25 protein-coding genes are annotated in these 23,074 nt (G+C 39.9%); all 25 read right to left on the bottom strand.

Going from position 1 to position 23,074, the window contains the following annotated elements:
- Positions 1–70: 70 nt before the first annotated feature.
- The 25 genes from H8716_RS06540 to H8716_RS06660 all read right to left on the bottom strand — a co-directional run bounded on the left by H8716_RS06540 (position 71) and on the right by H8716_RS06660 (position 23,003).
- Positions 71–1,201 carry a sugar ABC transporter substrate-binding protein gene (locus tag H8716_RS06540; protein ID WP_249307772.1) on the bottom strand — a complete coding sequence of 377 codons (1,131 nt, stop codon included), beginning with the start codon at positions 1,199–1,201 and terminating at the stop codon, positions 71–73.
- A gap of 349 nt (positions 1,202–1,550) precedes the next feature.
- The gene (locus H8716_RS06545; RefSeq protein ID WP_249307773.1) at positions 1,551–2,510 is read right to left on the bottom strand and encodes a phosphoglycerate dehydrogenase; all 960 of its coding nucleotides are present in this window, start codon (positions 2,508–2,510) and stop codon (positions 1,551–1,553) included.
- A gap of 20 nt (positions 2,511–2,530) precedes the next feature.
- Positions 2,531–3,271, bottom strand: coding sequence for an amidohydrolase family protein (locus tag H8716_RS06550; protein WP_249307774.1), 741 nt, complete (start codon positions 3,269–3,271; stop codon positions 2,531–2,533).
- Between the two features lie 50 nt (positions 3,272–3,321).
- Complete coding sequence (locus H8716_RS06555) at positions 3,322–4,197, bottom strand: helix-turn-helix domain-containing protein (protein ID WP_249307775.1); 876 nt, start codon at positions 4,195–4,197, stop codon at positions 3,322–3,324.
- A gap of 264 nt (positions 4,198–4,461) precedes the next feature.
- Positions 4,462–5,247 carry a cyclase family protein gene (locus H8716_RS06560; RefSeq protein WP_249307776.1) on the bottom strand — a complete coding sequence of 262 codons (786 nt, stop codon included), beginning with the start codon at positions 5,245–5,247 and terminating at the stop codon, positions 4,462–4,464.
- Positions 5,234–6,334, bottom strand: a complete 1,101-nt coding sequence (locus tag H8716_RS06565; RefSeq protein WP_249307777.1) for an Ldh family oxidoreductase — start codon at positions 6,332–6,334, stop codon at positions 5,234–5,236. Before H8716_RS06565 ends, H8716_RS06560 begins: the two co-directional genes overlap by 14 nt.
- Positions 6,328–7,221 carry a ribokinase gene (locus tag H8716_RS06570; protein WP_249307778.1) on the bottom strand — a complete coding sequence of 298 codons (894 nt, stop codon included), beginning with the start codon at positions 7,219–7,221 and terminating at the stop codon, positions 6,328–6,330. The genes H8716_RS06565 and H8716_RS06570 overlap by 7 nt, the downstream gene beginning before the upstream one ends.
- A 30-nt stretch (positions 7,222–7,251) precedes the next feature.
- Positions 7,252–7,605 carry a cupin domain-containing protein gene (locus tag H8716_RS06575; RefSeq protein ID WP_249307779.1) on the bottom strand — a complete coding sequence of 118 codons (354 nt, stop codon included), beginning with the start codon at positions 7,603–7,605 and terminating at the stop codon, positions 7,252–7,254.
- 32 nt (positions 7,606–7,637) lie between these two features.
- Entirely contained in the window at positions 7,638–8,663 is a 1,026-nt protein-coding gene (locus tag H8716_RS06580; RefSeq protein ID WP_249307780.1) for an FG-GAP repeat domain-containing protein, read from the bottom strand.
- Positions 8,653–9,564: a sugar phosphate isomerase/epimerase family protein gene (locus H8716_RS06585; protein WP_249307781.1), complete on the bottom strand. Its 912-nt coding sequence runs from the start codon at positions 9,562–9,564 to the stop codon at positions 8,653–8,655. The genes H8716_RS06580 and H8716_RS06585 overlap by 11 nt, the downstream gene beginning before the upstream one ends.
- 14 nt (positions 9,565–9,578) lie before the next feature.
- Positions 9,579–11,252, bottom strand: a complete 1,674-nt coding sequence (gene ilvD, locus H8716_RS06590) for a dihydroxy-acid dehydratase (protein ID WP_249307782.1) — start codon at positions 11,250–11,252, stop codon at positions 9,579–9,581.
- Positions 11,253–11,264: 12 nt separating this feature from the next.
- Complete coding sequence (locus H8716_RS06595; RefSeq protein ID WP_249307783.1) at positions 11,265–11,885, bottom strand: dihydroxyacetone kinase family protein; 621 nt, start codon at positions 11,883–11,885, stop codon at positions 11,265–11,267.
- Between the two features lie 15 nt (positions 11,886–11,900).
- The gene (locus H8716_RS06600; protein WP_249307784.1) at positions 11,901–12,923 is read right to left on the bottom strand and encodes a dihydroxyacetone kinase subunit DhaK; all 1,023 of its coding nucleotides are present in this window, start codon (positions 12,921–12,923) and stop codon (positions 11,901–11,903) included.
- A gap of 22 nt (positions 12,924–12,945) precedes the next feature.
- Complete coding sequence (locus H8716_RS06605) at positions 12,946–13,692, bottom strand: RraA family protein (RefSeq protein ID WP_249307785.1); 747 nt, start codon at positions 13,690–13,692, stop codon at positions 12,946–12,948.
- Positions 13,693–13,705: 13 nt separating this feature from the next.
- Complete coding sequence (locus H8716_RS06610; protein ID WP_249307786.1) at positions 13,706–14,542, bottom strand: carbohydrate ABC transporter permease; 837 nt, start codon at positions 14,540–14,542, stop codon at positions 13,706–13,708.
- Positions 14,539–15,423: a carbohydrate ABC transporter permease gene (locus H8716_RS06615; protein ID WP_249307787.1), complete on the bottom strand. Its 885-nt coding sequence runs from the start codon at positions 15,421–15,423 to the stop codon at positions 14,539–14,541. Before H8716_RS06615 ends, H8716_RS06610 begins: the two co-directional genes overlap by 4 nt.
- Positions 15,424–15,526: 103 nt before the next feature.
- Positions 15,527–16,828: an ABC transporter substrate-binding protein gene (locus H8716_RS06620; protein ID WP_249307788.1), complete on the bottom strand. Its 1,302-nt coding sequence runs from the start codon at positions 16,826–16,828 to the stop codon at positions 15,527–15,529.
- Between the two features lie 29 nt (positions 16,829–16,857).
- A complete protein-coding gene (locus tag H8716_RS06625) occupies positions 16,858–17,835 on the bottom strand; it encodes an NAD(P)-dependent oxidoreductase (protein ID WP_249307789.1) in 978 nt (325 codons plus the stop codon).
- A complete protein-coding gene (locus tag H8716_RS06630; protein ID WP_249307790.1) occupies positions 17,832–18,614 on the bottom strand; it encodes an HpcH/HpaI aldolase family protein in 783 nt (260 codons plus the stop codon). Before H8716_RS06630 ends, H8716_RS06625 begins: the two co-directional genes overlap by 4 nt.
- Positions 18,615–18,909: 295 nt before the next feature.
- Positions 18,910–19,911, bottom strand: coding sequence for a LacI family DNA-binding transcriptional regulator (locus H8716_RS06635; RefSeq protein WP_249307791.1), 1,002 nt, complete (start codon positions 19,909–19,911; stop codon positions 18,910–18,912).
- Positions 19,912–19,928: 17 nt separating this feature from the next.
- A complete protein-coding gene (locus H8716_RS06640; protein ID WP_249307792.1) occupies positions 19,929–20,519 on the bottom strand; it encodes a class II aldolase/adducin family protein in 591 nt (196 codons plus the stop codon).
- Between the two features lie 7 nt (positions 20,520–20,526).
- Positions 20,527–21,762, bottom strand: a complete 1,236-nt coding sequence (gene otnK / locus H8716_RS06645; RefSeq protein ID WP_249307793.1) for a 3-oxo-tetronate kinase — start codon at positions 21,760–21,762, stop codon at positions 20,527–20,529.
- A 17-nt stretch (positions 21,763–21,779) separates the two neighbouring features.
- Complete coding sequence (locus tag H8716_RS06650; protein WP_249307794.1) at positions 21,780–22,403, bottom strand: YesL family protein; 624 nt, start codon at positions 22,401–22,403, stop codon at positions 21,780–21,782.
- Between the two features lie 89 nt (positions 22,404–22,492).
- On the bottom strand, positions 22,493–22,879 hold the full coding sequence (locus tag H8716_RS06655; protein ID WP_249307795.1) for a hypothetical protein: 387 nt from the start codon (positions 22,877–22,879) through the stop codon (positions 22,493–22,495).
- On the bottom strand, positions 22,848–23,003 hold the full coding sequence (locus tag H8716_RS06660; RefSeq protein WP_249307796.1) for a hypothetical protein: 156 nt from the start codon (positions 23,001–23,003) through the stop codon (positions 22,848–22,850). Before H8716_RS06660 ends, H8716_RS06655 begins: the two co-directional genes overlap by 32 nt.
- Positions 23,004–23,074 lie beyond the last annotated feature (71 nt).

Genomic DNA, 23,074 nt, shown 5'->3' on the forward strand with positions numbered 1-23,074 from the left:
CCCATTGCTTTTTTCAGCGAATGGGGTGTTGTAGTTAAAGAAAGACAGGCTTTCCTGTTACAAATTATAATTATTCTTCGACGTAATCTGTTACAACATAAGCACCATCGCCATCATTCCAGTTGTACCATGCATCAGCATCGTCAGGATCTCCACCATAGTAATCAAATACTGCGTGGATGTTTGTTCCAACTGCCGGACAATTGTCTCGATCAATTACAATACCTTCACAATACATAATTTCACCTACGTGAGAAATAGCACATCCTTCATCACCAGGATTCAGTCCTTCGACCTGAATATCATCAACAACTTCCAGTGCCTTATGTACAAACAGTTCATCAGGAACAGCATAGCTGTACTGAAGAGGAGTATTGTTTCTGATATATGACCATGTTTCGGATCCGCCATCAAAACCGGATACCCATACATTGTCAACGCCTGCCTGTGTCAGCGCTTCTGCTACTGGTACGCCAAAATAGTCTGTACTTGTGATAATACCTGTGAGCTGATCGCCATACTGTGTAACCCATGTTTTTGTAAAGTCATTTGCTGCCTGAAGTTCATCATATGTTACTGCCGCAATATCCTGTTCGGAAAGAATGTTTGCTGTTGAATAGCAGCTTGCAATTGCGCTCATAACATCTGTACGTTCATAATGAACCTGAATAGATTTCTTTGTAATAACTGCGATGCCTTCATTCCATTTGCTCTTTTCACCAATCGCATACATTAATGTTGCGCCTGCAAGACCATCTGGCATAGCAGAGTTGCTGATAACGCCATCAACGATCTGTGTATCCATATTGTACCAGCCGATTCCTGCTGCACGAGCCTGTGCAACCAAATCCTGTTTGGAATCCATATTGGTAAGGCTGAATGTTAAGATGGCATCTACATTCTGGTTAATCAGATTCAGAACTTTGTCTCGAAGATCTTGTTCACTTTCATAAACAACTTCTACCAGTTCCCATCCTCTGTGTGTACATTCCAGTCTTAACTGTTGCAAAATACGCTGAATAGATTCAAATTCAGGTTTATCTGAAATAAAACCAATTGTTAAAGCTCCATCAGACTTCACAACTGGATGCGGGTAATCATCAAATGCTGCTTTTTCTTCTGTAGCGGATGCCACACATGTAAGGCTGAAAAGCATCACCAATGATAACAACAGTGCCACAATACGTTTTGTAGTTTTCATATTACTACCTCCTTAAATTTTTTGATAAGCATCTATTTTCCGATCTGCTTATCTGTTTCTGATGAATATATGTTAACTGAAATGTCCGTTTCTTGCCATAGCGCTATATGACATGAAAATACCATTTTAGGACATTGCTTTTATGTATTTTTCTGCCATTTTTCAGCATATTCGTCCGTTTGTTTCGTCGCTTTTTCATATATTTTGGATATGTTCGCGCTTTTTTTGTTTCTTTTGTATATATTTGCAGATTGTATTTTTATTCAAACAACACATTTTCGGACAAGAAAAGAGATCATTCCACAAACCCATGCAGAACGATCTCTTTTCTTAAGGATGGTATAAAATGTTATCTGTTGACGCAATGCTCCGGCTCTTCACCTGCAAGTACACGTATAATATCTTTCGATACACATAGACTAACGTCTCTGTATGCTTCAAATGACTCTGCTCCAATATGAGGTGTGCATACTACATTATAATTAAATATTTCCATTCCTTTCGGTAATGGTTCCATCTCGAATGCATCCAGTGCTGCTCCTGCAATCTGCCCTTCTCTTAATGTTTTTGTCAGATCATCCAGATCTACCAGCCCTCCCCGGGCTGCATTCACAAGATAGGAACCTTTTTTCATTCTCATAAACATTTCTGTATTAAACATGTGATATGTATCATCTGATACCGGTATATGCAGGCTGACCACATCACTGGTTTCAACAATCTCATCCAGTGAGCATGCTTTCACTCCCAACTCATCAGCCAGTTTCTGATTCATATAGAGATCATAGGCCTTAATCTGAACATCAAAGCCCTGCAGTTTTTTTGCTACCAGTCTCGCAATTGCTCCAAATCCCACAAGACCGACTGTTTTGCCTCTTAATTCGGATCCAATCCATCGAGGCCAGTTTCCTTCTTTCAATTCTTCATGAATTGGGATTACTTTTCGAAGCATGTCCAGAATATAGCATACGGTGAGTTCTGCTACTGCATTTGAATTCTGTCCCGGTGCATTTAATGCTTTTACACCATGTTTTTTTGCAGCTACAAGATCAATGTTATCCACACCTACTCCAAATTTTGCCACAGCCTTTAATTTCGGTGCAATTTCAAATACTTCTTCTGTATATTTATCCATTCCGATAATAGCAGCATCAATATCTCCTATGATATCTTTCAGTTCCTCAAAACTATACGCCGGAAAAGACCTTGTTTTATCATATATAACCTCATGTCCATTTTTCTCCAGCAATTCCCATGCATCTTTACATAATGTATCAAAATGAGATGCTGATACAAGAATTTTACCCATATCCCGTTCCTCCGTCTTTCTTATTTTAAGGAAAATACTTTGCGTGCTGTTTCTCCAAGGCACAGTGCCAGATCCTTTTCTGACAGATGCAGCGCATAATGTTTTGCCAGTTCCACACCTACATTATCTGGATTATCTGTACCAAGCATAAGTCTGTGGCATCCCAGTTTTTCTACAAAGTTTTTCACCACATATACCGGGCACCATGATGTTTCCAGATAAATATTAGGACAAACCTGCGCTGCCACTAACGCCTCGCTTCCAAACATACCTCCTCCGGCATGTGCCAGTACAAAAGTAACATCCGGATACTCCATTGCCATCGGAATCACCAGTGACGGCAATGCCGATGCTACACCGTTGCCAGTATGGATCATTACCGGAACTTTTAATTTTCTGGCTACTTCGTATACCTTTCTGGCCTGTGGAGCATTTGCAGCACAGCAGTATGCTTCCGGATGTAATTTTATTGCAACAAACCCCAGCTCATTTATTGCCCAGGAAACATGCTCGATATACTCTTCCTCTGAGCAATGTGGTGTATAGGATACAATTCCCCATGCATGTCCCGGATGCCTCTGCGTAAACTCATAGATTCGTTCACATGACTTATGCCAGTCATTCACCTTTAAACCAGGCTGCAGAATGACCCCGTCAATCCCAAATTCCTTCATGTAACCCAGCACACGTTCTTCATCATCATTTGAATTATAGATTAGATCTTCACCCAGATGCATATGTGCGTCAATCACCATGGCCATAAATGATTCCCCCTTTTTACATTTTTATAATTTTAATATTGTAATTAAAATTACTTTGTTTTCCCGGAATGTACTTCATAGTTCTTTCGATAAGAACTTGGTGTAACACCCGTATAATGTGAAAAATGTCGAGAAAACGAATATGGTGTTGCAAATCCTGCCATTTCCGATATCTCTGCTATGCTGTATTTCTGATCTGCCAGTAATTTGCATATTTGTTTTAACCGATTCTGAATAATGAGCTGATTTACAGAACAGCCAAACAATTGATTGCATATTCTCGTCGTCTGTCTCACACTTAAATTCAAAACATTTGCCACATCACTTACCGTAATATTATTAAATGCATTTTCATTAATAAATGATAAAATCCGGTCTATCCGATGACAATCTTCCGATTCACGTAATTGTACAGCCTTTATCCCTGAATTCTCAGAAAGCGAATCTACTGCTTCGAGCAATAATGTATGAATAATACATGCAATTGAAACTGAAGTTATCAGGTCTTTTGACATAAACTTATTCATAAGCGCCTGTGCAAGTTCATGAAAGGTGGGCGTTTCTTCTCTTGACACAGGAATCCGCGTATCATTAAAAGTATAATTAATCACATCCATATCAGATACAACATCAAACCCCAAAACCAGTTTTTTTGTATTCGGTGAACTGTCTTTTATACTGTGCATAATACCTGACGGAATAAAAATATAACTACCTGCACAACATGATATAATATTTCCATCAAACCAAAATTGTAACTCTCCCTCATATACGTAATGCAGTTCGTGAATTACATGTTTGTGCCAATTCGTCGAAAGTTCTTCTTCATTTGAAGCAACTATCCGACACCACGATACAATAGATCTCATAGCGTCACTGGAAGAAGACAGGTTCATGTTATTTAGTACATGTCCATCCCTTCTCATGATTATTCCTCCTCAGCACGAGTTTTTTCACTTCATATTCAAGCCTCTTTGAACAGCTACTCTTTGGTCATTTTTCAAATAAATTCACGCCTCCCCCTATGTTTTATTTGTTGTAAAATTATGGTAATTTTTGCCAAATAATTGGTTAAATTCAGATAAAATATAACAAATACTAACCAATAACTCAATAAAATGTCCGAAATTGATATTTTTATGGCTGGTTATGAGTCTTTTCCAAAAGGGGGGATAAAATACCTGTAATTTTTATTTTTCTACAATTGCCACCGCTCGAAGTGGCGAGCCGGATCCTTCCTTTATATTGAGTGGTAATGCAATAAAATAAGAATAAACCGGAAGTTTACTTAAATTCACCAGTTCTTCAAATATAATGATGTCTTTGGGCAACCAGAATTCATCATGCCCCCACGACTTCTTACACTCACCCTCTTTTTTTGCAATATCCCCGCCAATAGTATCCGTTCCTATGGCACGAACTTTTCGATTATAAAACAGCTCTGCTGCTGTTCTGTCAAGTCCAGGCTCATTTTGCGCATACCATATGGCATCTTTATCCGTACACCAGAAGCGATCCCACCCAAAACACAGCAATGCCATTTCATTTTCCCGGACAGCCGCGCCACTTCTTCTTTCACATTCCAGTATATCCTCCGCAGTTGCCTGTTCCCCCGGCTGTAATTCAAGCCAGCGAAGATCATACAGAACTGCAGGTACAAAAAAGTGTGATACGTCAAATGTATCAATTGTTCGATCCATTTTGTAAGAGCAGGAATGCGCCGGTGCATCTACATGTGCCCCTGTATGCTCTGCCATAGATATGCTTTGGCAATAAAATCCATCATGCTCATGTGTCACAGTTTTATCAATTACAAGATGTGGGTGAGATGGCCACCTTGGTATTCCTTTTTCTATTACAGGTGATAAATCTACTATCTTGAACTTGTCATTTATAAGTTTTCCAAATTCTCTGATTCCTATGCCATCCATTACTTTTCCTCTTCCGATACGGTACTTTTGTTTAATAATGAACAAATCCATTTCTTCTTTTCTGAACAGAAAATTCGCAGCCCCAGTCACAGCCAAGTGAAGAAGCAATTTCTACGATTCCACCCCATGTTGCATCCGGAATATCAATTCCCTTTTCTCTTCTTCTTCTTGCTGTGTTGAATTCAAATTCACCAGGTAAAAGTACTTCTTTAAATCCTTCTGCCGGTTTTGCAGACTTAATATAAGAAGCATGATTCTCCACCTGAGCCGCAAACAGATCTCTTCCCAAAAAGCAGTCTGGATTAACAGCCATTAAAAACAATCCATTTTCAGATTTTAGCTTTTTACCTTCTTGCAGGCATGTCCAGTAATCATCATTTGCCAGAGCTATACTGAACAGATCTGCCATAATTGCCAACGCAGATCCTTTAGCACCTCCCATTTTTCCCCCAAGTGGATAAATCGTGCCTCTTGGTTCTTTGTAAAAATCATTTGGATCGGTTGTGTCACGTCCCTGACCATCACGAATCCAGCCCTCCGGAACCGATTCATTTTTCTGAATATAAGTTCGAAGTTTTCCTTCTGCTACCACGGTTGTAGCTCCGTCCATCATAATCGGATCTTTCTCTCCACGCGGAACAGCCCATGATATTGGATTGGTTCCCAGTCTTGCTTCCGCAGCTCCAAACGGCGCCAGTGGACCGCTGGAATAGAGTCCTGCTGTTCCGAACGCCATCAATCCTGCCCTTGCAATTCTTTCTGTATACGCCCCAAGCCGTCCAATATGAGTCGAATGAATGACTATTGCACATGCAACCCCATTTTCTTTTGCTTTCTGTATTACAATCTCTGCTGTTTTTCTTCCCGCAACATGGCCAAATCCATAATCAGCATCAACAATTGCAGTGGTTGGTGTTTCTTTCACTGTCTTTACATCAGCACCCGGTACAATAAAATGTTCCTCTATCTGCCACATATATTGTGGAATACGCAGAATGCCATGAGAATCCACTCCCAAAAGATTCGACTGTACCAGTTCTTCCGATACGATTTCTGCTTCTTCTTCCGATGCACCGGCTCTTCTCAAAATATCCTGTACATAACCACGTAACTGCTGTTCTTTTATTAACATAGCAGTTCTGTCTCCTTTTTCACTTCTGATGCGGAGGGAATCGAATCTGCTGCTCCAGGTCTCTGAATGGCAATGGCACTTGCAGCAGATGCCCATTTTGCCGAAGCTGTTATATCTTTTCCTTTTAACCTGCCTTCCAGATAAAATCCGGTAAACGTATCCCCTGCCGCTGTAGTATCTATCGGCTTCACATGAAAAGCACTGCATCTGTATATTCCGTCAGGACCGGCTACTGCTGCTCCGTCTCCTCCCAGAGTCAGTACAATTTCTGTTTTTGGATAATTTTCCTTTAATTTTCTTAAGATCTTATCCGGATCTGTTTCATTGCTTAACATTCCGCCTTCGATCTCGTTAACAAACAACCAGGACAATTTTTCTAATGGATAGGAACGGACCTCCTCGCCCATTGGTGCTGCATTCATAGCGACACGAAGTCCTTTTTCTGCTGCCCGTCTCACAATCTCACCCACAAGATTGGTTTCATTTTGCACCAGAATGACATCATCCTTGTCTGCAAATGCAAGTATTTCATCTATGTACGCTTCTGTCAGAAGATGGTTGGTTCCCGGATGAAGCAGTATACAGTTTTGTCCTTTTTCATCCACCTGAATGATTGCATGGCCGTTACTTTCTTCCGAATTACGAATGTAGTCTGTCATCACGCCTTTTTCTTTCATTAATTCAACCAAAAACCTGCCATCACTTCCCGCATAACCGGCATGATAGACAGATACACCCGCTTTTGCCAGAGCAACAGACTGATTTAAGCCTTTTCCTCCGCTGCACACTTCACGTTTCAATGCGGCACACGTTTCTCCCGGCTGCAAGAAATGATCTACTTTATATACATAGTCCACATTTAATGATCCAAAATTAATAACTTTCATAAACTGTTATTCCTCCAAATGGCACCATGCTCATGCATAAATAATAACTGCCAGATATTTCAATGATGTCTTTCCTGTATTTGTAATCATATGTCCCTGCCCGACATCAACGATATTGGTATCACCTGGTCCGATCTTTATTTCTGTGCCATCCTGTTCCTGCACAATTCCCTCGCCTTCAAGGAAAAAACAGATCTCCATGTCTTCTTCATGAACATGATATCCAACACTGTGCCCCGGCTCCAATGTTCCTATGGCAAACAATCTTCCCTTTTCATGCATTTCATCTGTTTGAAGGATATCTTCTATTTCAAACCTTCCCTGTCCGCCTTTCATATGCTCTATATATCTGACAGGATATTGTCCTTTTTTTATGACTGGCATTTCAACTTTCCCCCTGGTTTCCACATTTTCCTTCATGATCTATGTATTCTGTACATGTCAATGCTTCCTGCGCCGTGATTTGCAGCATAGATTCTCGCTTCTTCTTCATCCACACTCACGCAAATCTGTGTAGCACCTGTATTTTCCTCTATCACTGTTGCATGGAATTCCGGTATTGCTTTTTCTGTCACCTTATAAAGTGTCAGAGCTTTATCCTCAGAGCGGCTTCCGCCTATAAGATAAAGTTCTCCCCAGATACGTCCGGCCCAGATCACATGGCCAAAATGAATCGGAAGTTCACCAATCATCTGATATTTCCCGTTAAGTTCTTTCAAAATACGGATATGTTCCCCATGAAATCCCTGTATTACAGCAAGCTCGTCTTTTCCGTCTCCATCAAAATCCGCAGTCCATATATCACTGGTTTCGCCAATTGGGAAAATTTCTGTCTTCCATTCTTCTTCATGATGAATGACTAACATTCCTTCTGAAGCACCAATCAGCATCTCCTGTTTTCCATCTGCTCTGGTATGAAGATACATCCCATGATTTTTGGTAAGCCCTTTGTAGATTTCTTTTAATTCTATAGCTTTTCCCTTTTCGTACTCACTGACATAGATTCCACCAGGACGGCTCCAGTCTTCTGTATAATCTTTTCCAGAACAAAGGGATGCACCTATCAGATACTGCTTTTCTCCATCTTTTAACATACCGATTCTGTGAACAAACGGAAGATCACACAGCTTTTCTTTTTTTATCTGAATGCCATCTCCTTCTGTAAATTCATTTTTCCAGACAGAAGCCCGTTCTGAGTCAAATACAGGATAAAATTCTTCAATAGAAAGAAATGCATTTTCGTCTTCCAGTGGTACCAGTGACATGACTCCTCCCGGTCCATTCCATAAAGTATATTGTTCCCCATTTTCAGGGTCCATCATAAAACATTCTCCGTTTCGATTCTCCGAAGCAGCAATACAATATTCTTTTCCGTTTATGTTCATTACCGTTATTGCATAAACCATTTCCAGATCTGCCAAATGCTGTTTACTAACCTTCATCACATTCTCCTTCCAGGATCTCTGCTAGGAATCCTCTGCATACTTTTTCATTTTTTAAAGGATCTTGCCCTATCTGACATCTGCTCTCAACCGCCACACCGATTCCCTGTGGTTTTGCTATTACCTGTGCTGCATCTTTTAAAATCTCCTGTCCTTTGGCTACGTCCAGAAAACCAGGTTCTCCCATAGCCATATGCCAGTCACCATATCCTTCTTTCTTCGGATCCAGAATCGCATTGGCAAGATGCAGGTGTCCAATATATGGAGCACAAATTTTCAGTGATTCTCTTAAGTCTTCTTTATTCAGCGCAACATGTGCACTATCCCATGAAAGGTAACAGTTTTTATAATGACCGTTTACCTTTTTCATTAAGTCCGCAGCCTCTGTTGATGGTCCTATCAGATTATTTTTATGTGCGTCCCTGTCAAGTGGCTCTAACAGTAATATCATTCCTGGATATTCTGCTATCTTCTCAGAAATCGCAAACAGGACTTCTTCAATCCCTTTCATGGCTTCCTTCCGATACTGCTCTCCCGGATCCGGACCACTGATCATTGCAACACGGTCTGCACCGCTTTCTGCTGCAATGTCTATCAGATTATTTATTTCCAGAATTGTTTTTTTCCGGATTTTGTCATCTGTAGTTGACGGGTTCAGTTTTTTCTCATTGATATCATTTGTAATCCACTGAGTAAACCCAATGTTGAGTTCTTTTACCAGATCTATAAATTTTTTTCTTATTTCAGTATTTTTTAACGACCCGGTTTCTATACGGCTATAATAGTTTTCAAGTAAAATTTTCCTAACCGTATCATACAATTCCTCTTCTTTCGTCAAAAGCGGATAAAAGCTCTCTGATACTAATAATGATGGACAAAATATTTCTTTTAACTTCATCATCGATTCCCCCCTGATCACCTGTTTTTTATAATTGCTCCTTTATCCGCAGATTCTGCAAGGCGTGCATATACATTCAAATAACCCTTTAAATGTTTTGGCTCTTTTATCTGAAGCGCTTCCATTCTCTGTTTTAGTTCCTGTTCAGAAACCATCATATTCAGTGTACCTTTTTCCACATCTATCTCTATCTGATCTCCGTCTTTTATTGCTGCGATTGGTCCACCCTCTGATGCTTCCGGAGAAATATGTCCCACAAAACATCCATTATTGGTTCCTGAAAATCTTCCATCTGTAATTACCGCTGTGCTGAGCGCAAGTCCCTGTCCATAAAGCATTTTCATAATACGAACCATTTCTCGCATCCCAGGTCCCCCCTTTGGTCCCTCATAACGGATTACCAGAACGGTTCCAGGTTCAATGCTTCCTTCATGTACTGCAACTGTGGCTTCATCTTCTGAATCAAAACATCTTGCTGTACCTGAAAAATGCAGCATGGACGGATCGATAGCTGTCGGCTTTGTCACGGCACTGTCTGGAGCTATATTACCCCTGAGAACAGCCAGGCTTCCCCATGTATGGAATGCATCCTCAATAGAATGAATCATTTCATTATAGGTAAATGGCATTGTTTCCAGAATTTCTCCCCAGGCCCTTCCTGTGCAGGTCATTGCATCCATTTTTAAAATTGGAGAAAGCTGTTTCATAACTGCAGGCACTCCTCCTGCATCGTAGAAGTCCGGAACATTCAGAGGACCGTTTGGATATATTCTTGCAATATGCGGCGTATTTCTTGCAATTTTATCCATAACGTCCATTGTAAAATCACACTCTGCCTCATATGCAATTGCCGGAAAATGTAACGCCATATTCGTTGAACCGCCTATTGCCATTCCAAGTCTGACCGCATTTTCTATTCCATTACTGTTTATCATTTTACGGGCCGTCAGCCCTTCTCTGACCATCTCCACAATTCTTCTTCCGGAAGCCTGTGCCGCACGCAGCCTTTCTGCCATGACAGCCGGTATCATAGAAGTTCCCGGCAGACACATTCCCATTGCTTCTGTAACCGCACACATTGTATTCGCAGTACCCAAGAATGAGCATGACCCTTTACATGGATTAGACCTGTTTTCCAGAATATCATATTCTTCCTGGGTTATTTTCCCCTGCTCCAACATGGCCAGGGCTTCTACCATACTTGAATTATCCGATGCGCGTCCATCAAACTGCATTCCACCCATAGCAGGACCGCCATTTACAATAATAGTCGGAATATCCAGACGGGCTGCCGCCATAAGTAAGCCAGGAATTACTTTGTCGCAAGATCCCAGAAGAACCAATCCATCCACGTGGTTAATTGATGCCATGGTTTCAACCGAATTGGCAATCAGATCTCTCGCCGGCAATATAAAATGCATGCCATCATTTCCACAACCCATTCCATCACACGGACCAATTGTTCCAAACTCTACCGGAGTTCCACCTCCCTGAAAAATCCCCTGCTTTACATATTCCGACACATCCCGCAAATTTGCATGTCCCGGATTTGCCATATTCCATGTATTGGCAATTCCTATAAGGGGTCTGTCCAAGTCATAATCACTATACCCCATTCCCTTGTATAAAGCCCTGATACTGGACCATTCCGGTTTTGCCAAAGTTGACTGACTGCGTAATGCTTTGCACATACTCTTCACCTCTTATAACGATTTATCCAGTGCCTCCACGATTAGACTTGCCACCACTGCCCCTGGATCAAGAAGTTTTCTTGATTCTTCTCCACGTATAGCAGCTCTTCCGTGAACTGCCAGCATTCCAACTGTGTTCTCTGCACCCTGTTTTGCCGCTTTCGCGCCTTCTGCCGCCATTACTTTAGTATCTTGATTACTCATTTCCTTCATTGCTCTGACCGCCGGTGCAATTCCATCCAGGAAAGTTTTTTCTCCTTCTTTGGCTTTACCCATTTTGGTAACGCCTTCCTGCCAGCATTCCATAATGCTGCAGATTCCATCATTATCCAATTCCATTCTTCCTTTTAACTGCTTTCCTGCGGTCATCATTCCATTTGCCATAAGTGTTCCCATTGTCGACGGTACTTTGGCTGCCATAGCTTTTCCCGCATAATAAAATAATTTTCCAACATCCAGCTCATCTTTATCTTTAATTGCTTCTGAAGCCGCCTGAAATCCGTCACTCATAGTAAGTCCAAGATCTCCGTCTCCCACCTTGCTGTCCAGAGATATCAACAAGTCTTTATTCTCTGTCATAATATCTGCAATGGTGTTAATAAATTTTTTTGTCTGTAATGCGTCCCAACTCATTTTATTCTTCCCCTTTTACTCATCCAATTTGTGCTGTTTGAAAAATGGTGTATCTGCACTGGCTGAAAGATATCTTTTCAGTTCATCATCTACTTTGCAAAGTGAAATAGACGCTCCTGCCATTTCCATAGAGGTTGCGAATTCTCCTGCGTAAGTATGGAACAGGCCGATTCCTTTTTCTTTCAGAATCTGTCCTACTCGGTTCATCATAATGTACAGTTCATCCAATGGCGTAGCACCAAGGCCATTTAACAGTACTGCTACCTCGTCACCTTCTGTATATGGCAGATCCTTTAACAACATTCCCATCATATCGTCTACAATTTCATCTGCTGTTTTCAGTTTCTCGACACGAATACCGGTTTCACCATGGATACCCATTCCAACTTCCATTTCATCTTCTCCTATGGAAAATCCTGCCTCACCAACTCGTGGCACAATACACGGAGAAAGGGCTATTCCCATAGTACGTACATTTGCACATACTTTTTCTGCAACAGCTTTTACTTCATCCAGATCCTTTCCTTCCGCAGCTGCAGCTCCGGCACATTTGTATACAAAGAAAATTCCTGCAACACCTCTTCGTTTACTGATATCATCTGTTTCTCCTGTAATTGCGGATGCAATATCATCACCAGCCACTACACTTTCTACACGAATATCTTCTTCCATGTCTGCCATATCTGCTGCCATGTCAAAATTAAAAATATCACCATTATAATTTCCATAAATATAGAGAACTCCGGCTCCATTGTCGATCTCCTTTGTTACCGCAAGCATCTGCTCTGCACTAGGTGACTGGAAAACATCTCCGACTGAGCATCCATCCAGCATACCCTCTCCTACATAACCCAAAAACAATGGCAAATGTCCGCTTCCACCACCTGTAGCAATCGATACTTTTCCAGGATGTTTATGTGTGGTAACCAGGCATCTCAAATCATCCTCTACACATTTCAGATCTTTCTTATGTGCACAGTAAATACCAGCCAACATTTCATCTACATATTTCTCCGGTTTATTCATAATTTTTTTCATAGTTGTTTTCTCCTTTTTATTTTTACTCTGTTATTTTTTTTCGAAATGTTTTCGCATTTTGATTGAATTCTTTCATTGCCTGTTCCAGACGTTTTACCACCTCATCTGTTGGGAGCCCGATTGCCCCTCTGGACGCAGGAATTGTCGTTTTGCATTCATTACTGTCCATAAAACGGACACCTTCTAAAAGATTTGGCGTATCTTCTTCATCAATTGCAATAAAACCATATTTGTCCGCATGTACCAACATACCTGGTTTTACTTTTGTTCCAAAGATTTCTATCTCTGTTCCAAATTTCAATGGACAGGAATATGCATGTCCGACGCCAAGCCGTTTTGCCATCATCTTAAATCCACCATACATTCCCTCATCCACATCCCGTACATAGCCATCTGTAATTCCGCCAACACAGCCAAGGGCTCTGTATGCATTTCCTGTAACTTCTCCAAAAATGGATCCTTTACTATATGGCGCATCCAGATCCTTTGCCATAAGAATCTTCGGTCCTGGAATACTTGCCAGATACTTGTATAATTCCAGATAACAATCCGGATGTTCTTCTTTTATTTTTTCATCTGCACATATATACTCTACTGTTACTGCATATCCAACCATTGCTCCCATTCCAGGTGCATAATCCTGAATTGCCTCATTACTCATGTGGCATTCCATACGGTCTTTCTTTGTAACAGCCTCCCAGCCATTATAAATGGTTGGTGTATTCCATCTTCTGAGTTCAAGCAGATCGCTTTCTGTTAAACGTGCCATTTTTTCCTCCTTATCAGCCTTTTACTGCTCCCGCTGTCAGACCACTTACAACATATTTCTGAAGCGCAATCGATACAATAATAACCGGTCCTGTAATTACAACCGCTGCAGCCATCAGTCCACCCCAGTTTACACTGGTGTAAGAAATGAAATTAAATACCGCCATCGGCAGTGTTTTTGTCGAACTACTGCTTAAGATCAGTGCAAACAGGAAATTATTCCACGCATAAATAAATGATAAAATTGCTGCTGTAAAAATTCCCGGTGCAGATAATGGTATCATGATACGAATAAAAGAATTAAAAACAGAAGATCCGTCTATAAATGCCGCTTCTTCCAGTTCTTTTGGAATGGATCCAAAATATGGTGTTACGATCCAGACAATCAGTGGCAGGGATACCAACAGATTTGCCATAATCAGCGAAGTATATGTTCCTGTCATTTTCAGTTTTGAAAAAATAATGTACCACGGAACAAGAAATGTGATTGCCGGGATAATACGTACTGCCAGGATAATGAGTGACAGTTTATTCTGCTTATATCTTGCAATTGCATATGCTGCAGGCAGGCCAAACAGACAGGCCAGAACTGTTGCTCCGGTACTTACAATCAAACTATTTATAATTGGTTTTAAGAAACTGTATTTTGTAAATACTTCAATATAGTTTTTTATAGTCGGTGTAAACACAAACATTTTCTTTGGATTCATAATGTCTACAATTGTTTTAAAGGAAGCTGAAAGCATCCAGAGCAGTGGAACCAGATTCACAAACATAATGCACACTACGACAATCCAGAAAATTGTCTTCATGCAAATTTTTTTCGGTTTGATACGGCGTTTGTTTTTCATGATTCATACCTCCTCTCTATGCGTGCCTTCAATAACATATACAGGATTGCAACTACAAGCACTACAATAAAAAATACGATCAGCAAGGCGGATGCCTTTCCCATATAAAAGTATTCAAATGCATTCCTGTAAGAAAGAATATTTAAATTCTCAGAAGAATATCCCGGTCCTCCTGTTGTTGTCGAATAAATAATGTCAAATGTTTTCAATGCATCAATTACTCTTAAAAGAATCGCCATTAAAATTGTCGGCGCCAACAGAGGAAGCTGTATTCTTGTAATCAACTGCATCTCATTTGCCCCATCTACTTTTGCAGATTCAAATACATCTGCACCCAGTCCACTGATTCCAGCCAGTACCATAAGCATTACCATCGGTGTCCACTGCCAGATATCTATAATGATCAGGGATGAAAATACTGTGTCTGAACTTCCAAGCCATGCACTGGTCGGAAGTCCGACTTTTCGTAAAATCAGATTTGCCAGGCCAATCGTCGGATCATAAATTAACTTCCATACCATACCTACTGCAACCGGTGTCGCAACCATAGGTAAAAGAAATACTGTACGAATAATTCCTGTATGCCTTGTAATTTTCCCCAGCAAGAGAGCTATTGCCACTCCAAGGATTGTCTCTATTGCTACAGCAATCAATGTGTAATTTATCGTTCTCCAAAATGCATCCCAAAACCTGCTGTCACTGAAAATCTCTATATAATTCTGCAGGCCAACAAACTTTTTCGGAATATTGGCCGACATCCCCCATTCACAAAAACTTAACTGTAATGTATACAAAATTGGATATGTAACGCATAACAAAATAAAGATTATCGTTGGCGCTGTAAAAATCCATTTAATATTTTTATTCACCCATTTTGCCATCCACTCCATACCTCCTTCCGCTTATTTTGAAAAAGAGTCCATAACAGAAAGAATATCTTTCTCCCGCATGGACTCTTTTCTCAACTTTTCCTAATAGAATTTTTTACTTTTCTGCATCCAGTAAAGCCTGAATTCTTGCATTTGCTCCATCAGCCTTTGCCTGAAGATCTTCATCGGAAATTCCCTCAATTGCAGCAGTAATTAATTCGCCAATAATAGTTCTTGCTTCTCCGCCATCAACCATATACGGTCTGTCAGTTGCAACTCCAACAGGGTTGGATTCGTTAATCACTTCTGCCAGCTGTTCCGGATATGCTGTCTTGGCTTCTTCGCTTTCCCATGTAGAAGTTCTTGCTGATGAATTTCCGGCAACAAGACCTTTGATATCCTGATCCTTTCCAACTGCCCATTTTACAAATTCCCAGCTTGCTTCCTTATGTTCAGAACCAGATCCGATTCCAAGCGCCCATGCAGTTACATTAAATGGTGTTGTTCCGGCAGGTCCCTCAGGGAATACACCGTATCCAACCTTATCAGCTACAAGTGATGCTTCCGGATCAGTTGCAAATGCATACTGGCTGTCACAGTCAATTCGCATTGCTGCCAGTCCCTGTGTAAACAGGTTCATTGTTTCTGTCCAGTTCATATTTAAAACACCAGGTGCACAGTATTCTCTACAGAGTTTTCCATAAAATTGAAGTGCTTCAATTGCTTCCGGAGTGTTCATAGTTGCATTTCTGTCTTCATCAAAGAAATCTCCGCCAAATCCTCTTAAGAAACCGGAGAACTGTGTAACTGCCGCATTACCTTCTCCTCGAAGTGCCAGAGCATACACACCGTTATCCGGATCATTTAATTTATCGCACCATTCCAGTAATTCGTCATATGTTTTTGGTGAGCCTTCTAATCCGGCTTTCTCTACCAGTTCTGTATTCAAATATAATATTTCACGTTCTGTCAGATACGGGATACCATATGCAGTTCCATCCTGACTGGTAATTTCTCTTGCAGACTCGAAGAAATCCTCATAATCAAATGCCGTATCACCTTCAAAATATGTATTTAATGGTTCAAGCCATCCATTCTTGATATACAGCAATGATTCCTGTAATGGACGATAACCAAATACATCCAGGTCTTTGCCGCCTGCAGCGGAAGCAACTGCCACTTTGTTGCTTACCTGTGCGTCCTGCAAAGATTCAAATTCTACATTAATTCCAGTTGCTTCTTCAAATTCACCAATATCTTTCTGGATTTCTTCCATAAAAGATGAATTACAAACAACAACGCTGATTGTCTGCCCTGCATAGTCCTGTGACAGTCCGGCATCCTCAGCCCCTGCACCAACTGATAATGCTGTTGCCATCATTGCTCCTGTTAATAATGCTACGTTCCTTTTTTTCATTGCTACATCTCCTTTTCTTTTTATTTTTATTACTTTTTAAATAGCTCTTTATTTACCACATTGACAGGAAATCCACCATGTAAAATGCTGTCAACCCCATCCAATGCTTCATGAACCATATTTTTTCTTGCTTCCAGAACATTGCTTCCAATATGTGGTGTAATCACTACATTCTCTATCTTTGCAAGTTCCTCTGATACTCCGGGTTCAAATTCAAAAACGTCTGTTGCCGCCCCACGAATCACTTTTTCTTTTAATGCTGTAACCAAATCAGCTTCACACATAACAGGCCCTCTGGCTGCATTTACAAAATATGCTGTTGGTTTCATTTTTTTGAATGTTTCCAAATTGAAAATATGATGATTTTCTTTTGTATATGGCATATGACAGGAAATCACATCTGCTTTTGCCAGAACCTCTTCGAATTTCCCATAAGTAGCCCCGAGTCTTTCTTCCTCTTCCGGTGTTTTTCGGAACGGATCATAATACATAACCTTCATTCCCACACCCTGTGCTTTTCTTCCTACTGCCTGTCCTATCCTGCCATATCCAATGATGCCGATTGTTTTTCCATATAAAAATATATCTCTGTCCAAAAACATATCTGGCTTACATGTTCTTGTCACACGGAGTTCCCTGTCGTACATGACAATTCCCTTTGTAATGGCAAGCATGATTGCAAATGCCAGTTCCGCCGTTGGTTCCGTTACTGTCGTAAGTGTGTTCACAACAAATATTTGCTTTTCTGTACAATATTTCCAGTCAATATTGTCATAACCCACTCCAAAATTCGCAACTACTTTTAATTTACGTGCTTTATCAATCAACTCCTTTTTAAATGGAAAGGCTGATATGGTAAACAAAGCATCGCAGTCTCCTATATATTCTTCCACTTCTTCCATGGAAAAATTACGTTTTTCTTCGTCCGGAATTATAATTTCAAATTTATTTCTGTATTCTGTAATGATATCTTCCGGTATCCATCCGGTGATCAACAATCTGTTCATCGCTCTTCCCCCAACTTTCTTGCAATTTTCAATGCTTCTCCTGCTGCCATTCGTATCCAGTCGTATTCATAACACAGAAATATGAAATCTGCTCCCATATCCATCCACATACGAATGCTCTCTTCCTTCGGTTCTGACGAAATTCCACATACCACTCCGGATTCCTTGCATGCTTCAAAAACTGTTCGAATACATTCCAGATTTTTTGGATTATAGACATCCGGAAGAATTCCCAGAGACGCTGATAAATCAAACTGTCCGACTACGATACCATCTACCCCTTCTACCTTCAGTATTTTTCGAATATTTTCAACTCCTTTTTTATGCTCAATCTGCATGATTTTAAATACCTGTGAATCTGAATTCGAAATATACTCCTCGTTAGATACCAAACCATAATGGTTCGATCGGATCGGACCCATTCCACGCATTCCTTTTGGTGGATAAATACAGGACGCCACTGCTTTTCTGGCTTCTTCTTCTGAATTAATCATTGGAAAAACTACCCCGTCAGGTCCTAATTCAAGTATCGGTTTGGCAAGTACCGGATCGTTCCACGGAAGTCTGACAATAGCCGCTGCTCCCTCTGCCTGCGCTGCCATAATATGAAGCGTTGTCTGATATTTATCAAGATTCGAATGTTCGTTCTCTATCCAAACCACATCAAACCCAACAGCCGCCAGCAATTCAGTTATGCAGGGATCCTGTGAACGAATATGCGTCCCCACAACAAGCTTCTTTTCATGAAATAATTTATTCAATCTACCTATCTGATACATATTACCACCTCTGCTTTTTACTAAACGCAGTTTTATTATTTGCTAAATTTATTTTGTTGTTTAACCGTTTTGTTTACTTGTCTATACCGTGATTATAAATATCATTTAGTTGTTTGTCAACATAAATGCATTATTTTTTATGCTTTTTGTCACTTTTTCATATATTTCTTTTTTATTTTTTATGCATTTTGTTATTATGCAATCCATTTTTGTTTAGTATTTAGTTAAACAAAAATGGTCCTTGTTTTTTTGTATAATAAAAAAACTGTGGTCCATAATCTGAACCACAGTTTTTCTATGCTTTTTTTACACTGGATCGTATTACAAGACTGCCCACAATCTGTATTTTTACATTTCGTACAGCAGAATCCTCTATCGAATCAAATAATAAATCAACTGCTTTTTTTCCTATTAACTCCTTTGGCACCCGTATGGTTGACAGCGAAGGAAAATTTATTGCTGCAAATGGTATGTCATCAAATCCTATCACAGATACGTCATCAGGAATTTTGTACCCTTTTTTTCTCAGACACTTTATAGCACCTATTGCAATGGTATCATTATCTGAAAAAATACATTCAGGAATTTTTACTTTGCGCTCCATAAAGTGTTCCATGTCATTATAGGCACCCACCAATGTCGGGGTCAGTGGAAATTCTCTTCTCACTTCCAGACCAAATTCTTTTGAATATTCCATAAATGCTTTTTTTCTCTCCCGGAAATTCTCGATCTGATCATTACTGGAAAAGTATGCAATTTCTTTATATCCATGCTCTTTGAAATATCGAAGTGCAAGATATACATTTTCATCATTATTAATTCCAACACAGTTACACGGCCAATTCCTCATGTTATTGTCAACTACTACATATGGTATTGGAATAGATCTTAAAATATTAAATTTGTTCTCAACAATCTCCGTTCCAAGAACAATCACGCCCACATATAAATCAAAATCTATTTTTTCCAATTCTTCTTTTTCAAATATATCGACCTGTATAATACTCAGCCTGTAATTTCTTGCCCTGCATCTTTCTTCCACCGAATCCATAACCGCCGAAATAAACCCCTGGTTCTCTTCTACCAACATTCCATGTTTTCGAAATTTCAGGAACAAGACAATATTTTTATCATCGTTCTGGATGCTTTTCGTTCTCGTATGAACATATTCATATTTTTCTGCAAGTTCTAAAACGCTTTTTCTTGTTTTATCACTAACCCCCTTTTTTCCATTTAATACAATTGATACGGTAGCCGGTGATACCCCTGCCAGTTGTGCCAATTCTCTGACCGTCATTCTATTCCTCCCTTTAATTACGGCAGAAGGCTAACATTCTTTTCTCTTAAATACCATGCAACTTTTGCACTTTCCTCTAACTCTTCTGCCCCGTAAAATGCCTTAATAATATCTCCCCCTCCAACAAGCTGACCATGATTTTTTAACAAATACCCTCTTTTTTCATCTGCACGTTCTGCAAATAACGCAAATAATTCTTCTGTCCCAGGCGGTGCATATGGTATAACCCCAATCTTTCCAAGTTTCATCTCAAGATATGGCGTGTACTTTGGAATCGTATTTTCTCCGTCCAGGCATGAGAATATTACACTATAAAAACTATGTATATGTACAATTGCTCTGACTTTATGATTTTTTTCATAGAAAATCTTATGAAGTGGTAGCTCTTTACTCGGTTTCACTTCATTATATCTTTTTCCCGAAAAATCTACAATCGAAAATTCGGTCTTTTTTAAAGTTCCAAAACATGTTCCACTTCCGGAAATATAAATTTTATCATTATGTATAAAGCTTAAATTTGCGGAAGATCCATTTGTTTTATTTCTATCAAACAGACTATGAGCTACCCATATTGCCTGTTCCAGTTTTTTCTCAAGTTCCTGCTCCATTGTACTTTTACCCCCTTGTATATTCCAAAGCCCTGATAAAAAAATCTTTTTTTCCAAAGTTACCAGACTTTAAAACCAATCTCATTTCTGGTTCCTGCACCGGTATTAATACCGGCACTCCAGGCGCAATACTGCCTCCAACATAATACCTGTCATATCCGAGTTTTTTTGTTACAGCTCCGGAAGTTTCTCCTCCGGCTACAATCACCCGCGTTCTTCCTTCTCGCACAAACTGCTGTGCAATTTGAGCCTGAATTTGCTCTATAAGCATGGAAATATTCTCATTTTTCTGATTTTCTGTAACTGTAGAGGCATCTTCTGAACTGTATAGCAGAATGTCATCCTCTTTCCATTTGCCAATTACTTTCCATATGGTATCAACACTTTCTGTTCCCTCCAGAATTTTTCGTGGACTCATTTTATAGGCTTTCTTTCCTGTCTCTAAATACTCTGCTATCTGTCCAAGCGTGGCTACTGAGCAGCTCCCTGCAATAATAATTGCCGGAGTTTCCTGCCCTTTTATCAGTTCCATCTCCTGATGTTCCAACTTTTCTGCCAAAAATGTACTAACCCCTGAGCCTCCGGTTAACAATTTAAATTTTTCAAATATTTCTACAATCCGTTTTCCCTGTTCCTGTTCATAAAAATCCGGCACAAAATATATATGTTTCTTTTTTCTCTGATATTCACCCATCCATTCCTGAACATCCGGCTTTTCACAGATCTCCTTCGGCATAACAACCACTTCTCCGGAACTTTGTTGTCTCATAAGTTCCTTAATGCGACAATCCCACATAGGTGTTAATGGATGATCTTTCATTGAACTATTCTGTAATTCCACTCCGTTTACATACAGGCATCCGTTTCTGACTGTTCTTCCATTAACCGGAAGAGCCGGGCAGACTACGGTAGCTGTTTCTCCCAGATAATCCATGGCTGCATCTATAACAGGACCAATATTTCCATCCTTTTTGCAATCGAAAGTGGAACAATATTTTATATAATACTGTTTTGTCCCCTGTTCTCTCAGCCATGCAAGTGCTTCTACACTCTCTTTTACTGCTTCTTCTTTTGGTTCAGTTCTAGTCTTCAGCGCAATAACAGCCACATCCGCATCTTCTGTTTTTATATCAGCTTCAGGAATTCCATTAAACAGAATTGTTGATATTCCTTTTTCTGCAAAAAAAGATGCCCAGTCACTCGCCCCCGTAAAATCATCTGCAATACATCCAATCTGAATCATTCTTTTTCTCCTTCCTACTACTTGTTTCTTTTTACAACTCCGATCCTTTCAAATACCCATAAATAAATCTGTGCCTGTATATAACCGAAACCGGCAAAGCCCACTGTAATCCATATTGGTAATAATTTTACCGTTAATGTGAATGCAAATATTTCTATACCTAACAGCAATGTAAGAAGTAGTGTATAAACCAAACATTTCACTCCACCTGCAAACGAAATCGTAATTAACTCATATACTTTTCTCTTTTCCATAGCAACAAGAGGAAAATAATATAGCCCTGTAATAAACACACATATTCCTGTTACACACGCAATCCACGTACAGATATATTTTCCTGCTACAGGCATGGAGCCGGCAATCTTTATCTCCATCACAAGAATCCCTGCTATTCCGACCAGAATTCCGAATCCAATCTCTGCTTTCCCCCAGCCTTCCCGAATGGACTGCATATAATTATGAAAAACCCTGTCATCCTTCTCACAAACCCATTTTATCAGGCTTCCATACATTCCCTCTAATGCCATTCCTATTGTAAAAACAGGTATACATGTAAAAAGAAACAAAATATTAACTATCGCAATCTTACTAATTTTATCCATCGCTTTCATAAAACCGCTGTCATACTGTAACCAGTTCATAATTATCCTTCATATTATTAATCTTTTTATTAAATTATATAATTAATTTTACTAAATTTCAACTAAATTTTAGTATTTTCATTTTAGTTTCAACTCTGAAGCTTCTGTTCCTGTCCCTTTATATCAGACTCCAGCTGGGAAATTATATTCTTTAGCTGTTCTGTATAAACGGAATAACTGGTATCATCCGGTTCTTCTGTATCCGTCTTTTCCAGAAGATTTTTCAGTTCCTCTGTCAGGCTTTGCGCCTGTTTCTCTGCCTCTGCCATCTTCATGGTCAGTTCCCTGCAAAGTTCTTCGGTTGTTTTTTCACTGTCTTCTGCCTCGCCATTATCCGGCCTGGAATCATCAATTTCTCCGGATGCAGGTTCCGTCTCCGGCTGAAATATCTCTGACTCACTCTGGTTCTCAGATTCTGTCTCGCTTTCTGATTCACTTTCTTTCTCAGATTCCTGCTGATTCGCTGCTCCTGACATTTTCTATTTCATTTGTCTGATAGGTACGGATATACTCTGCATTTTCCGCATCTGCCTCAGCAGACTCCCAGGTGTATTTTGCTTCCAGGACTCCCTGATCATAGGCAAGCTGTGTATCTGTCAATGTACTGGCTGATTTGATGATTGCCGCTTCATAATAGGCACACGCCGCCTGATAGCTCTATTCTGTCAGCT

This window comes from Jingyaoa shaoxingensis (assembly GCF_014385005.1).
In the GTDB taxonomy this organism is placed as follows: Bacteria; Bacillota; Clostridia; order Lachnospirales; family Lachnospiraceae; genus Marvinbryantia; species Marvinbryantia shaoxingensis.